Annotated in this window: 12 protein-coding genes and 2 pseudogenes; 3 read left to right on the top strand and 11 right to left on the bottom strand. The window is 35.7% G+C overall.

The window, feature by feature from the left end; translation table 11 throughout:
• Positions 1-34: 34 nt before the first annotated feature.
• Both L1999_RS06985 and L1999_RS06980 read right to left on the bottom strand, forming a co-directional pair.
• Entirely contained in the window at positions 35-1306 is a 1272-nt protein-coding gene (locus L1999_RS06985; RefSeq protein ID WP_235742883.1) for an MFS transporter, read from the bottom strand.
• A gap of 287 nt (positions 1307-1593) precedes the next feature.
• A complete protein-coding gene (locus L1999_RS06980; RefSeq protein ID WP_235742882.1) occupies positions 1594-2352 on the bottom strand; it encodes an SDR family oxidoreductase in 759 nt (252 codons plus the stop codon).
• A 183-nt stretch (positions 2353-2535) separates the two neighbouring features.
• On the opposite strand from L1999_RS06980, the gene L1999_RS06975 reads away from it, so the two are divergent.
• Positions 2536-3132 carry a TetR/AcrR family transcriptional regulator gene (locus L1999_RS06975; protein WP_235742881.1) on the top strand — a complete coding sequence of 199 codons (597 nt, stop codon included), beginning with the start codon at positions 2536-2538 and terminating at the stop codon, positions 3130-3132.
• Positions 3133-3309: 177 nt separating this feature from the next.
• Here L1999_RS06975 and L1999_RS06970 read toward each other — a convergent pair whose 3' ends face one another.
• From L1999_RS06970 to L1999_RS06950, 5 genes and pseudogenes are all read right to left on the bottom strand, one after another.
• Complete coding sequence (locus L1999_RS06970) at positions 3310-3498, bottom strand: hypothetical protein (protein ID WP_235742880.1); 189 nt, start codon at positions 3496-3498, stop codon at positions 3310-3312.
• A gap of 174 nt (positions 3499-3672) precedes the next feature.
• Positions 3673-4956 (bottom strand): annotated as a pseudogene (locus L1999_RS06965) (biotin/lipoyl-containing protein); the annotation flags it as partial.
• A gap of 68 nt (positions 4957-5024) precedes the next feature.
• Positions 5025-5957, bottom strand: coding sequence for a hydroxyacid dehydrogenase (locus L1999_RS06960; RefSeq protein ID WP_235742879.1), 933 nt, complete (start codon positions 5955-5957; stop codon positions 5025-5027).
• 21 nt (positions 5958-5978) lie between these two features.
• Positions 5979-6650 carry a 4-carboxy-4-hydroxy-2-oxoadipate aldolase/oxaloacetate decarboxylase gene (locus L1999_RS06955; RefSeq protein ID WP_235742878.1) on the bottom strand — a complete coding sequence of 224 codons (672 nt, stop codon included), beginning with the start codon at positions 6648-6650 and terminating at the stop codon, positions 5979-5981.
• A gap of 258 nt (positions 6651-6908) precedes the next feature.
• The gene (locus L1999_RS06950; RefSeq protein ID WP_235742877.1) at positions 6909-7835 is read right to left on the bottom strand and encodes a LysR family transcriptional regulator; all 927 of its coding nucleotides are present in this window, start codon (positions 7833-7835) and stop codon (positions 6909-6911) included.
• A 367-nt stretch (positions 7836-8202) separates the two neighbouring features.
• Here L1999_RS06950 and L1999_RS06945 point away from each other — a divergent pair, with 367 nt between their 5' ends.
• Positions 8203-9555, top strand: coding sequence for an MFS transporter (locus tag L1999_RS06945; protein ID WP_235742876.1), 1353 nt, complete (start codon positions 8203-8205; stop codon positions 9553-9555).
• Between the two features lie 354 nt (positions 9556-9909).
• Here the strand turns inward: L1999_RS06945 and L1999_RS06940 are convergent.
• A pseudogene (locus L1999_RS06940) lies at positions 9910-10152 on the bottom strand (molybdopterin-dependent oxidoreductase); the annotation flags it as partial.
• On the opposite strand from L1999_RS06940, the gene L1999_RS06935 reads away from it, so the two are divergent.
• On the top strand, positions 10130-10639 hold the full coding sequence (locus tag L1999_RS06935; protein WP_345790900.1) for a LysR family substrate-binding domain-containing protein: 510 nt from the start codon (positions 10130-10132) through the stop codon (positions 10637-10639). The pseudogene L1999_RS06940 and the gene L1999_RS06935 sit on opposite strands and share 23 nt — an antisense overlap.
• Positions 10640-10679: 40 nt before the next feature.
• Here the strand turns inward: L1999_RS06935 and L1999_RS06930 are convergent, their stop codons facing one another.
• The 3 genes from L1999_RS06930 to hslO form a co-directional block, all read right to left on the bottom strand.
• On the bottom strand, positions 10680-11102 hold the full coding sequence (locus L1999_RS06930) for a YfmQ family protein (RefSeq protein WP_235742875.1): 423 nt from the start codon (positions 11100-11102) through the stop codon (positions 10680-10682).
• 82 nt (positions 11103-11184) lie between these two features.
• Complete coding sequence (gene mnmA / locus L1999_RS06925) at positions 11185-12282, bottom strand: tRNA 2-thiouridine(34) synthase MnmA (RefSeq protein ID WP_235742874.1); 1098 nt, start codon at positions 12280-12282, stop codon at positions 11185-11187.
• Between the two features lie 102 nt (positions 12283-12384).
• Positions 12385-13266: an Hsp33 family molecular chaperone HslO gene (hslO, locus tag L1999_RS06920; protein WP_235742873.1), complete on the bottom strand. Its 882-nt coding sequence runs from the start codon at positions 13264-13266 to the stop codon at positions 12385-12387.
• Between the last annotated feature and the right edge of the window lie 4 nt (positions 13267-13270).

Below are 13270 nucleotides of genomic sequence, written 5' to 3'. Positions count from 1 at the left end.
TAAAATCCGCTAGTCACAGCGCGGATTTATCCTCTTATTGAGCCAGTTCAATATTAGCTGGATCATTTCTTTCCAATTCCGGAATGGGTTTAACCATGATTCCAGCTAGAATTCCGAATACCGCCAGCACACCAAAAAATAATGGATAACCACCTGCTGCAACAATTGGGCTTGCTGCTGAGTTAGCAAGCGATCCGCCAATATCATTGGCAATGTTAACAATTCCCATATCTTTTGCTGCATCTTCAGGATGCGGCAGGACCCTTGACATAAGGGCGATATCTACTGCTAGGAACATTCCAAAGCCAAGGGAAATGATTGAACCACAAACATAGGAAATGCCGATACTTGGAGCAAAGCCATAGCCTAAAATCCCAACTGCCGTTACCACTGCGGCAAGAAAGACAAATGGTTTTTGACGGCCAAATTTATCAGAAAGACTACCACCGATGATACTGGCGATTGCTAAGATTGGAATCGTTATATTCATGCTTGTCGAAACAATTCCGGCTAGATCTTGTTGCGATACATGAAAACGCTCTAGATAATAAACACTAGTAAAAGAAGAAGCTGTATAGGCAATGCCCATGAAAAATCTTGTTAACATTCCAAAGGTGAAATTTGGATACTTTCTAGGACTTGGATAAATCCGAGACATTTTTTCTCCGAATGATAATGCATTGTTGTTTCCACGTTCTTTTTGATACTCTACTTTATCTTCCTTTATCAATAAACTAGTAATAATGGCAAAAACAACACAAATCATTCCAAGTAATAAAAATTTCTTTTCAATCGCCAAGCTATTTAAAATAAACATTAAGTTAATTCCAAACATAATCGCAAGTGGACTAACAAGACCATATATTCCTGAAGCAGTACCACGCTTATTTTCCGGAACTTGGTCAGGAATCAATGCGGTTAGAGCCGTACTCATAAAACTTAACAAGAGTTTAGCTAAAGCCCAAAACAATAAGACCACGGTAAAAGATTTAGCAGATCCCACTCCATAAAGTGCAGCCGCTCCACCTATTGAGCCAATTAAAATCCAAGGACGCCTGCGTCCTAATTTCCATGTGGTTCTATCGCTGATCACTCCAGCCAAATATTGACTAAATATACCAATAATACCCGTTGTTAAACCAATTATACTGAAGTTCTTGGTAACGTTTGCTGGATCGAGCATAGCCAGCTTTACAGTGAGCAGGAAAGCTATTGGTGTAATAAGAGCAAGATTATAACCAAAGCTTCCAATTGAAATACCAGTAATTAAACGAGGAAAAGGTGTTTTAATTGCATTCGAATTCATTGTTCAACCTTCTTTCCTTTTATTATTATTTGAAAGCGCTTCTATCCCTAGTTTAAGGGAGATGTTATTAGTTAACTATAGCCGTATGCGACATATTTCCTATCCATTTCAAACATAAGTTATTAAATTAGTCTGAATTTCCCTTCCGATAGTTACCTGCTTTATGGTTGTACCATGGGAATAGTTTCGATTTGGAATAATATACAAAAAAACCACGCAAGAAAAAGCGTGGTTTGCATAACTTTCAAATAAATTCCGATGGTATTATCACTTTAACAATGCATAAATTAATAAGCTGTCCAACCTGCATCCCCAGTAATAACGGTTCCATTCACAAAGCTTGATTCATCAGAGGCAAGAAAAAGTGCAATATTTGCAATATCTTCTGGTTTACCTACACGTGGATTGATCGATAATCCTGCTTGAATCCTTCCCATGCCAAATTCGTTAATACCCGTCATCGATGAACCAATGTTTGTTTCAACTCCGCCTGGGGCAATGGCGTTGCAACGAATACCTTTTGTTGCGTACATAAATCCAGTATTTTTTGTAAAACCAACGACGGCGTGCTTTGAAGCAGTATAAGCAGCACCTGCTCTAGCTCCTTGAAGTCCACCGGCTGAAGCAATATTAATAATAACCCCATTTTGTTTCTCTAAAAAAATTGATAGCGCTTTCCGTGTTGTGCGCATCACGCTTGTCGTATTTATAGCAAAAACTCTTTCCCATTTGTCATCTTTAATATCACCGGCAGGTTCAAAGTTATCCATAATTCCTGCGTTATTAACTAAGATGTCTAATGTTCCAAAAGTATCAACCGCAGTATTAATAAGGTTTTGGATATCATCTTCTTTGGCAACATTGGCCAAAACCGCGATTGCCTGTCCACCATTAGAATTTATGTCTTCCACTGTCGAATTTGCTGCTTCTATGTTAATATCAGAAACTACTACCTTTGCCCCTTCCTTCGCATATAGATTAGCTATTGCTTTTCCCATTCCAGAACCTGCTCCAGTTACCACTGCTATCTTATTTTGAAGTCTCATATAACTTCCTCCATCCATCTATAATATTCAGTTCTATTCAACATTTGTTCACTACCATATCTATAGTATAATAATTGTTAATTAATCGATTCAATCAGCAAATAGGCTTGTAAATGTTTATTAATCAACATAAATAGGTTCCTATGAGTATTAAAAATTATTAATGAACAATGGAGGAGTTATATGTCTATTAATTATTTTGACAGAAGAATTATTAAATCAAAGAAGGCCATGAAGGACGCCTTGGTCTCACTAATGCAAGAGAAAGATTTCAAGGATATAACCATATCGGATATTGTGATATCAGCAGATTTGAACCGAGGGACCTTTTATAAACATTATCAGTATAAAGAGGACATATTGAATGAAATAATTGATGAAGTGATCACTAATTTAATCGAGTCCTACCGTGAACCATATAAAAACATAGATATGTTTGAGGTGAATAACCTGACAACTTCGGCGATAAAAATTTTTGATCATGTTAGTAAATATGCCAATTTCTATTCACTTATTTTTCAAACCGATACATTAAATGGATTTGAACGTAAGCTCTGTACTGTATTAAAGGATCTTGCCTTGAATGACTTAATCGATTGTTCCCCTAATAGGTCTATTAACTCAGAATTGTATGCCAGTTATCAAGCATATGCTATATTAGGGCTAATCATAGAATGGGTCACAGGTGGATTTAAATATAGTTCAAGTTATATGGCGGAACAATTACTAGAAATTTTAAAACACAATCAAATAAATTCTTTAGTTAAAATTAAACAATAAAGTCGAATAACATACCATTTAAATTTGTAAAAGAACTTCAAATAATAGACAAAAGGCAACCAAATGTGTCGATTAGGTTGCCTTTTGTCTATTATTTGATAGATGAACAGAACTAGTCATAACCATAGGATAATTCTATTTGATCAACTAATTTACAAAGTGGTGATCTAGAAATCTCTAAGTAACTCGAATTTTACCCACTCTTCTATTTCGATTAAAATCTTTACTATTCAGTGTTCTTTGGGATTTAGGAGTATCAGGAAATGATATGAGACCAGCCTTAATCAGGGCATATCCAATAAAGGTAGCAAAGATTGTACTTCCGATCAGAAACCAGATGAATCTTCTGCCAACATTGTGTAACATAATTTCACCCCTTTAACCTCTTATTTGTGATAAATATGATGAAATCATCTTATTTATGTCGTTTTATTCAACTTGGAATGATAATATTGTGCTTAAGTAATTCTTAGGATAATAACATAATAAAGGAAACTAACATAAGTAAAATTTTTTATGCTTCCTTCTCAGTTTCTTCTATTATTTTGTTAATTCAATAAGCAAGTCACGGGTTTGAATAGAATCGCCATTTTTGACATATATGTCTTTTATAACACCTGTAAATGGCGCTTGAACCGTTGTTTCCATTTTCATAGCTTCTGTAATCATGAGATGATCACCTTTGGAAACCTTCTCTCCTTTTTCAACTAGGAGTTTCATCACTGTTCCTGGCATTGATGCTCCAATATGGTTTTTGTTGCTCATATCTGCTTTGATCTTTGCTTGAACAGTTGTTTTAACACTTTCATCTTTAATTACGACTTCACGAGATTGACCGTTTAACTCAAAATAAAGGATACGTGTTCCATCTGCTTGCGGTTCCCCAATGGAAACAAGTTTTACGATAAGCGTTTTTCCTCTTTCAATCTCTACTTCAATTTCTTCCCCAAGATGCATTCCGTATAAGAATGTAGGCGTATCAAGTATGGAGATATCTCCGTATTGTTCGACTGTTTTTTGATAGTCCATGAACACTTTTGGATATAGTGCATAAGCAAGCACATCATGGCTTGTCACAGGACGATTTAATGAATGGTATAGCATTTCTTTGATATCCTAAAAATCCACAGGTTTCAATAATTCCCCTGGGCGAACCGTAATCGACTCTTTCCCTTTTAATATAATGCGCTGAAGCTCTTTCGGGAAGCCTCCGTGAGGTTGTCCTAGATAGCCCTCAAATAATTCGACGACGGAGTCTGGAAAATCGAGTGTCGCACCGCGCTCATACACATCGTCTTCCGTGTCAAATTGTTTTGGACCATATAAAGTGCCATATCTCCGACTACTTTTGAAGAAGGAGTTACTTTTACGATGTCACCAAACAAATGATTCACATGCGAATACACCCTTTTCACATCTTCCCAATGGTCCTCCAGCCCTACTGCTTTTGCTTGTTGCTGTAAGTTGCTGTATTGTCCTCCTGGCATTTCGTGAACATATACTTCCGTATGAGGAGCATTCATACCGCTTTCAAATTCCAAGTAATATTTGCGAATATCTTCCCAATAATGAGAAATCTCCTCTAATCCTCCGATATCGACTTGCGGTCTACACTCATATCCTTCTAAGGCATAATATAAAGAGTTGGCACTTGGCTGTGATGTTAATCTTGCCATTGAACTTACTGCCACATCCACGATATCAACTCCTGCTTCATGGCCTTTGCATACATAAAAATACACCGTTCCCGCTTGTATCATGACTGTGCAAATGAATTGGAATATCAACGGTTTCTTTTAATGCAGAAATCAAGTCATAAGCAGACAAAAAAGGCATTTGATCTATGCCTTTTTTTGTTTTAATTATTCGAGGATTTTTTTTAAATTTAACGTTCACGCAATCCCTGACAGAGCCTTCATATTTCGCATTACTCTAACAATTTCATCCACAGCTCCTGTACCCATACGAATTAGTGCATCTACAGTGTTAGCACCATTGTGAGGAGTACCAATGAAATTATCACATGATAATAATGGGTGGTCTTTAGAAATCGGTTCCTCTGCAAAAACATCTAATGCAGCACCAAAAATCTCCCCATTTTGTAATGCATGATAGAGGTCCTGTTCATTAATGACTTTTCCTCTTGCTGTGTTAATTAAAATAGCATTTTTTTTCATAAGTGAAAGCTCACGTGCAGAAATCAAATTCTCCGTATCTTTTGTCAATGGAACCGAAATACTAACTATATCGCTTTCTTTTAATAAATCATCTAAGCTCTCATATTTAGTAAAGCCTTCTTCATGACATTTTGATTGGGTTGTGTATGGATCAAAAACTAATACATTCATATTAAAAGCAGCATTTAATTTATGGCCAACTAATGATCCAATTCGTCCTAATCCTATTAAGCCGAGTGTTTTATCTTGCAATTCAAATCCTGCTAGTTCAACAGGAGAATTTTTGCTTATCCCCTTTTCTATTATCCTTTGAGATAAGCTAATTTTTCTTGCACAATTTAATGCAAGAGCAATAACTAATTCAGACACGGAGTGCATGTTGGCTTGGGGAGTATTTGTAACTCTGATCCCTTTACTTTTAGCATAATCCAGGTCGATATTATCTACACCAACACCATGTTTTGCGATAATTTTAAGATTTGGCATTTGGTCGATTACTTCTTTTGTCATTTTAAAAGTTCGTACAATTACTGCTTCTGCGAGCGAATAATTATCAATCTCTTTATCGGTCCAAGTAACTACATTTAGTTTTTCTTTTGCATATTGTAATGCACTTGGATCAATGGGGTCAAAAATAAATGTCTTCATTTAAAAGTCGCCTCACCCAGATTATTTTACTAGAATACCAAGTTTATCTAATTCTTTTTCCATATTCATGATTTCTACCGTATCTTTTCCTTGTCTAAGTTGCTCCATGATTTTTTGTTCTGCTGAAATTTTTGCTAGACATTTTTCATAGACTTCCGCAATATCAGCCTTTGGAATTACTGCTACACCATTTTCATCCGCTACAATTAAGTCTCCAGGGCAAACTGCCACTCCTCCACAAGATACTGGCATATTTACTCTTCCTGGATTACTCTTGTAACCACCCCGAGCGTTTATTCCAGATGCAAACATTGGAAAACCCAGTTCTTCTATTTCTTTAATATCTCTAACTCCACCATCGATGATGAGGCCGCCAATATTGCGGTACATTGCATTAATTGTTAAGATTTCTCCCCATAGACCTGCATTTGGATAATTTCCTGCATCAACTACAAGAATATCCCCTTCTTGTGCTAAGCTAACACCAAGATGAATCATTAAGTTATCTGACGGATAAGTCATAACAGTTAAAGCGGGACCAACGCAACGAGCACCTGACCAAATCGGCCTAATTCTAAAATCCATGATATTCTGTCTGCCCATTACATCACCAATGATTGGTGTAGCTATATTAGCAAATTTTTCATTCCATTCCTTGGCTGGTCTTTCAAAAGTACGATTAAATGTTTGCATTATTAATTCGCCACCTTAAATTAGGTTTATAGTTTTATTTCCGGAAATCTAATTTAATAGTAGCAATCGCTTACATTAATTAAAAACGGTATTTTTACATGTTAATTATCGACAAATTTGATTATTCCCATCAAAAGACGAGTTTAAATAAATATTTAAAATTGAATGGTCATAAAAAAGCCCTTGTAATATGCTGAAAATTAGCCATTTACAAGGGAACCATAGAACTTATTTCAAATGATTTTCAGAAAACAAAGTTTATGAGCTTGGTTTTAATAAACCTTCTTTAAACTCTTGTTGCCATCTTTCCTGCGTAATTATGTATTTATTAATAAGAAGTTTAAATTCACTGATTGCATCCCTATTACTGTAAAGCGGATTTTTATTACTAATCATGTAAATAGTTCTTCGTGGTGAAACTTCTTTAAACAGTAATAGATGGACTGAAAACTTTTTACTCAATTTATTTACAACACTATTTGGGGCGATGAACCAAGAATCTTCATCAAGTATTTCAAATGACAACAAAGCAGAATCTGTGATTAATTTAGGGGAAGAATTATGTGGAATATTTTTATTATGCCAGTTTAAGTATTCTTCACCCCAATTTATAAAGATTTGATTATTAGGATTAAGTTCCTTTGGATCTATTTCCTTTAAATTAGCAAAACCCTTCCCTTTGGTAACCAATATCATTTCCTCATCTAATAGTTTTACTGATTCAATTTGGGGCTGATTTATATGGTTTAAAGCGAACCCTATATCAATAATTCTTGCATCAATTTGATCGTAAATCTCTGCAGTATGTAGTGTTTTTATCGTTAACTGTACATTTGGGTTATTCTTAATTATTTCTTGATAAATCCCGGAAAACAAATAATTATTAACGCTATCAACTACTCCTATAGATACTGTTTTTTTGAATGGAGAAGAACTGAAATTCTGAATTTTGTGGTTAATATTCTGCCATTCAATAGCAATAGACAAAAAGTACTTTCCATAGTCAGTTAATTTAATATGTTTAAAACCTCGATCCCTCTCCACTAATATTACACCTAGTTCTTCTTCAAGAGCTTTTAATCGATAGCTAACAGTAGACTGGGATAAAAAAAGTTTTTCCGCTGTTTTAGTTACATTCATTGTTTTCGCTAATACAGCAAATGTTTCTACTAATTCATAATTCATTTCTTACACTCCTTTAGGATATTATATAAAAATTTTTTTATTACATTAAATATTTCAGACCTAAATATCAAAAAATTAGATAATTAACATTTAAAATTATCGTTATTAATTGATGTAAGCGTTTGCTAATATAAAATTAGATTTCCGGGAATAAAAAATTTATCCTAATTTAAGAAAGGAGATAGTAGAACTCAAGCGTTTGATCAAAATTTGGGAAGTAAAGTAAGAATAGTTAACTACTCCAAAAATTGATAATGTAGCAGATATTTAACTTTTATTTTGAAATGATTTTATAATTTTTGCTAATGTTTTTATGACTATACCAATTTTTTGTAGTAAAATTTAATTTTAGGTAGGAGGAGTTAAATTGAGAGAGGCTTTGGCAAAGGAATCACAACCTCAATTAAAGAAAAAAACCCGATTTCGTTGGGTTGTACTGACCTTAATCTTTTTAGTGTATATGATAGCTGGTGCAGATAGATCTAATATGGGTGTAATTATTCCAACTATAAAGGATAGTTTCCATATGAGTAATACCGATATTGGGTTGATGACGAGCTTGTTTTATCTTACTTATGCTGCAATTCAAATTCCAGCAGGTATGTACTTTGGTAAAAAAGGAGTACGGAACATATTCTCAATTTCAGTCATTCTAACTTCTTTGGCAACATTATTCACAGGATTGGCTAGTTCAATATTACATTTGAAAGTGGCACGTTTATTATTGGGTGCCGCAGAAGGACCACTTAATATAGGAATTGTCTCTACCATAAATAGATGGTTCCCTCCTAAAGAAAAGGGATTTGCAACTGGAATTTTTATGGCATCAATTAAATTTGCGCCTGCTGTAGTACCTCCGCTTTGTGCTTTCATCATTATCACGTATGGCTGGCGAGACGTATTTTATCTATTTGCTATTCCTGGTTTCATTACTGCTGCATTATGGTGGTGGTTGGTAAAAGACAAACCGGAAGAAAGTCGGTATACCTCAGAGTCTGAGATAAATTATATTAATGACCAAAGTCCAGTTGAACAAACAGTTGTAACAAAGACGAAAGTCCCTAGTCAAAAGAGAAACTTAAACTGGCTGGATAAATTGATTCGCTCGAAAAATATTAAACCGTTGGATACCAATAGAAAAGTAGTTTTTTCATGGAGTATTTGGGGCTGTGCTTTAGGTTATTTCCTTTTAGTAGGGATTCAATACTCAATCATGACATGGGTACCTACTTATTTGGTTGACGTTAAAGGGTTTTCTACCATGAAAATGGGTTTTGTAGCTTCAGCTCCTTGGATCGGCGCGATGATTGGGAATATCTTTGGTGGATGGCTATCAGATAATGTTTTTGAAAAACGACGTAAACCTAATATGATTTTAACTGCCGGAGCAACTGTACTCATGATGTATTCACTTATTTATGCTCCTAATAATCCTGTAATACTGGGTGCTCTGCTTTTATTGACAGGTATTATTTTAAATCTTGGCTACTCCACTTTTTTGGTCTATCCTATGGGACTTGCCTCAAAAGACAAGGTTTCTTTTGCAGCATCCATAATAAACACTGCAGGATCGCTGGGTGGTGCATTTGCTCCATTCCTAGTGGGTCTACTCTTGGATTCATTTAACTGGAATCTCGTGTTTATATTCTTTGCGGGAAGTGCATTACTTACTCTTTTCATTCTATTTACTATGATTGAACCAAAGACTGAGCAAGCTTAATAAAAGACTTTTTTATGCTGCAGTAGATGCTCCGGTATTGTGAAGTGCCCCCCGTCAAGTAGAAAGCGAAAATAAATAAAAGACACTAAGCGGCGTTAGCCCTGTATTCAAAGGGACTAAGGCCGTTTAGTCTTTTTTCAACTCTTCAAATGTGCTGTACTTGTTCAGATAATACTTTTCACTTTTCAATGCTCCCGAAAAAGCAAAGGAAAATTCGCAAAGATATTAAACTTTCTTTAGATGAGCATGGAATTGAAATTCCGTATCCACGGATGGTCATGTATACGAAAGATAAGCGAAACTTTGGCCAACCTGGAGATTAGCATAATTGGCTCCTCCTCCAGGTTGGCCAATTAACTTTTCAAGAGTAATGCCTGAATCTTTCAGCGGCTTTAAGGTCATCCTTAACCATTTATCTCGCGTATAAGCAAAATCATCACCGAATCCAAGTCTTGCTGCCAGCTGTGTCCATATCCATAAATCGGATTTTGCCTCCCCAGGGGCTGAAACAAGTTTTGGACTGTAATTTACATAATGATGATACATAGAAGAATAATAAAAATCTTCAGGAGAAATTGATATTGGTTTTACTCTATCGTTAACAATTGAAAAATTCCCCGAAATTATCTCTAGGAAAATATCCAAAATCCCCATTACAGTTGTTATGAATAGTGAACATCCTCTTGCGAATCATAGAAAAATTAGTATAACTTCGATTGCCTCTGAGCAGATCATCGTTATTAATCCAGAAGTGTCCCCAGATGGATTCAAACATATTTCGGAACTCTTTTTGAAGTATGGTATCTCTCCAAACATCATACAGGAATGTTCTCACTTTGAAACCGTGTTACTCATGGTTGAAGCCGGTATTGGTATTTCCATTCTTCCCGTTGCAATGGTCAATCCCCCTCCAACACTTCGTTTTATTGAACTAGAAGAAAAAATAGAGGAAATTGTTTTCATTATTGCCTGGAATAAAAATAATCTTAATCCTTTAATCTCTTTATTTACTAAGGAATTTGAGTACTTTATAAATAGACACGAAGATGGACTCATTTTTAAAACTAAAAAATCCACACCCTAAAGAGCGTGGATTTTCTTCATTCCCTGTGTAATGTCAGTGGCTACGACAGTTTTTGAAGGTTTTCGGAAAGCAAACTATATGCCACCAATTTCTTTTTATACTTTTTAACAACATCGACGCGGTCATTGTATCTATACAATAATAACCTAACATCTCTTTTTCCTATTTTAGTATCAATGACTATGGGTGTTTCACTATCCTCCGGACTTAAAAAAGCATCTTCTGTTCCCGGGAATATATAGTGTTTCTTTGTAAAAATTGCCTCATTAAAATCATTAATCACTTTGATTTTATCTTCAACTTCAAGTTGTTTTCCGTCAATGGTTAAAGTGATGTTTTCGACATTAAGTTTTGAATGAGTCTCAAATTTCTTCATTAACCATTCGACTGTACCGGTTGGAAGACAAGTTACTAATATTTTAAGAAGACTTATAAGAATGATTGAAATTATTGTCCATGTCATAAACATCATCTCCTAATTAAATTACTTTTGTAAAATTTTAAAAAAATCATAACAGGAGACCGTTTTTAGTTTCAATTCTTCTTCACCCTAAATACGTTAATTGTTTGTCACCACGATATACTTGGTTAATAGTTCCTCCACCGAGGCATTCTTCTCCTTGATAGAAGACAATTGCTTGTCCAGGCGTTATGGCCCGAATGGGTTCGTGGAAAGTGACTTTAACTTTGGAATCATTCAATCGTTTTACCGTTACTTTATTGTCCTTTTGGCGAAAACGGAATTTTGCTGTACATTCAAATGTATCAGGTATAGCCCCCTTTGAAATCCAGCTTATATCATCTGCAATGATGCTATCTGAATATAACATTTCATGGTGGAAACCTTGTCCAACATATAGTACATTCCTTTCAATATCCTTTCCTAGTACAAACCAAGGATCACCATTGCCTCCAATCCCTAATCCATGCCTCTGTCCGATTGTATAATACATTAATCCATCATGTTGTCCAACAACTTTGCCGTCGAATGTTTCCATATTCCCTTTTTGTGCAGGCAAATAACCACTTAAGAACTCCTTAAAATTTCGTTCACCAATGAAGCAGATTCCTGTACTGTCTTTTTTGGAGGCGGTTGCCAAATTAGATTCGGCAGCTATTTCCCTTACTTTTGGTTTTTCTAAATCGCCTATCGGAAATAACACCTTACTTAACTGCTCCTCCGTTAATTGATTTAGAAAATAGGTTTGATCCTTATTTTCATCTTTCCCTCTTAACATGTGAACTTTTCCGTTTTCTCTACTCACTCGTGCATAATGCCCTGTAGCCACATAATCTGCTCCAAGGCTCATGGCATGATCTAAAAATTCCTTGAACTTGATTTCCTTATTGCAAATTACATCTGGATTTGGCGTTCTTCCTGCGTTGTATTCATCCAGGAAGTGGCTGAATACCTTGTCCCAATACTGCTTTTCAAAATTTACGGCATAATAGGGAATATCCAGTTGATTGCAGACTCGGATAACGTCCTCGTAGTCTTCTGTAGCCGTACAAACACCAAATTCGTCTGTATGTCCCAGTTCTTCATGAATATTCCGATTACGTAGCAGTGCAGCAACGGATGAATCGACTCTGCCTGACATTCCTACCACTACACGTGTGTCTTTTTTTGGTGCTTTCTCCATTTGTTTTACTCCTATGACTCTATAATGCTTTCTATTATCTATAGTATTTTCTGCTGCTAATGGAAGGAGAGAATTATAATATCAATTACGCTCCTTTATACTTTATGAAATGTCCGCTTTTAATAAAGTTTCTAAATCTTCTTTATTATATAAGTAGATTTCATTACAAAAATGGCATTGCGCTTCAGCCTGTCCTTCCGTCTCTATCATATCTTGAATTTCTTCGCTTCCTAGACTTAAAATACCATTCGAGATTCTATTTCTAGAGCATTCACATCTAAATTGAACTGGGATTGTTTCAAGTATGCTGACATTTTCTTCACCTAGTAATTGTTTCAGAATTTGATCTGGTGTTATACCTTGCCCAATCATCGATGAAATGGAAGGCATCGTTTGTAAACGTTCTTCAATTACGCGAATAGTCTCTTCTTCTGTGTTCGGCATAAGCTGAATAATAAAACCACCAGCAGCTTGAATGGTTAAGTCTGGGTTTACTAGTACACCTACACCAACAGAGGATGCTACTTGTTCTGAATGCAGTAGATAAGAGGCAAAATCCTCACCGATTTCACCCGATTCAATAGGAACCTGGCCAATGAAGGGGTGTTTCAATCCTATATCTTTGGTAACGGAAAGGATTCCATTTGTTCCCACCACCGATTTAATATCAAGTAAACCTTGCTGATTCAGCCCTGCGTACGCATGGGGATTTGAAACATACCCTCTTACTTCACCCTTGGCATTTGCATCTACTAGGATGGTTCCAATTGGTCCGCCTCCATTCATTTTTATGGTTAGTTTTTCTACACCTTTTAGCATGGCGCCAAGTATGACTCCTGCTGTCATGGAACGTCCCAGGACCACTGAAGCGACCGCTTGCATATCATGGCGGCGTCTTGCTTCTTCAATTGTTTCAGTTGTAATAGCGGCATATGCACGCACTTGTTTATTATGAGCAATGGCTTTTACTAAATAATCTTTCACCTAA

It is taken from the genome of Neobacillus drentensis, from assembly GCF_021560175.1.
Classification (GTDB): Bacteria; Bacillota; Bacilli; order Bacillales; family Cytobacillaceae; genus Neobacillus; species Neobacillus drentensis_A.
The sequence above is the reverse complement of the archived record's forward strand: the minus strand, read 5'-3'. Positions and strand labels throughout refer to the sequence as shown.

What these genes read in the sequence shown, in the direction of transcription:
- L1999_RS06960 (WP_235742879.1), bottom strand. Translation starts at nt 5,957, where the DNA reads ATGAAGACATTTATTTTTGACCCCATTGATCCAAGTGCATTACAATAT.
- L1999_RS06975 (WP_235742881.1), top strand. Translation starts at nt 2,536, where the DNA reads ATGTCTATTAATTATTTTGACAGAAGAATTATTAAATCAAAGAAGGCC.
- L1999_RS06980 (WP_235742882.1), bottom strand. Translation starts at nt 2,352, where the DNA reads ATGAGACTTCAAAATAAGATAGCAGTGGTAACTGGAGCAGGTTCTGGA.
- L1999_RS06985 (WP_235742883.1), bottom strand. Translation starts at nt 1,306, where the DNA reads ATGAATTCGAATGCAATTAAAACACCTTTTCCTCGTTTAATTACTGGT.
- L1999_RS06955 (WP_235742878.1), bottom strand. Translation starts at nt 6,650, where the DNA reads ATGCAAACATTTAATCGTACTTTTGAAAGACCAGCCAAGGAATGGAAT.
- mnmA (WP_235742874.1), bottom strand. Translation starts at nt 12,282, where the DNA reads ATGGAGAAAGCACCAAAAAAAGACACACGTGTAGTGGTAGGAATGTCA.
- L1999_RS06930 (WP_235742875.1), bottom strand. Translation starts at nt 11,102, where the DNA reads ATGACATGGACAATAATTTCAATCATTCTTATAAGTCTTCTTAAAATA.
- L1999_RS06950 (WP_235742877.1), bottom strand. Translation starts at nt 7,835, where the DNA reads ATGAATTATGAATTAGTAGAAACATTTGCTGTATTAGCGAAAACAATG.
- L1999_RS06970 (WP_235742880.1), bottom strand. Translation starts at nt 3,498, where the DNA reads ATGTTACACAATGTTGGCAGAAGATTCATCTGGTTTCTGATCGGAAGT.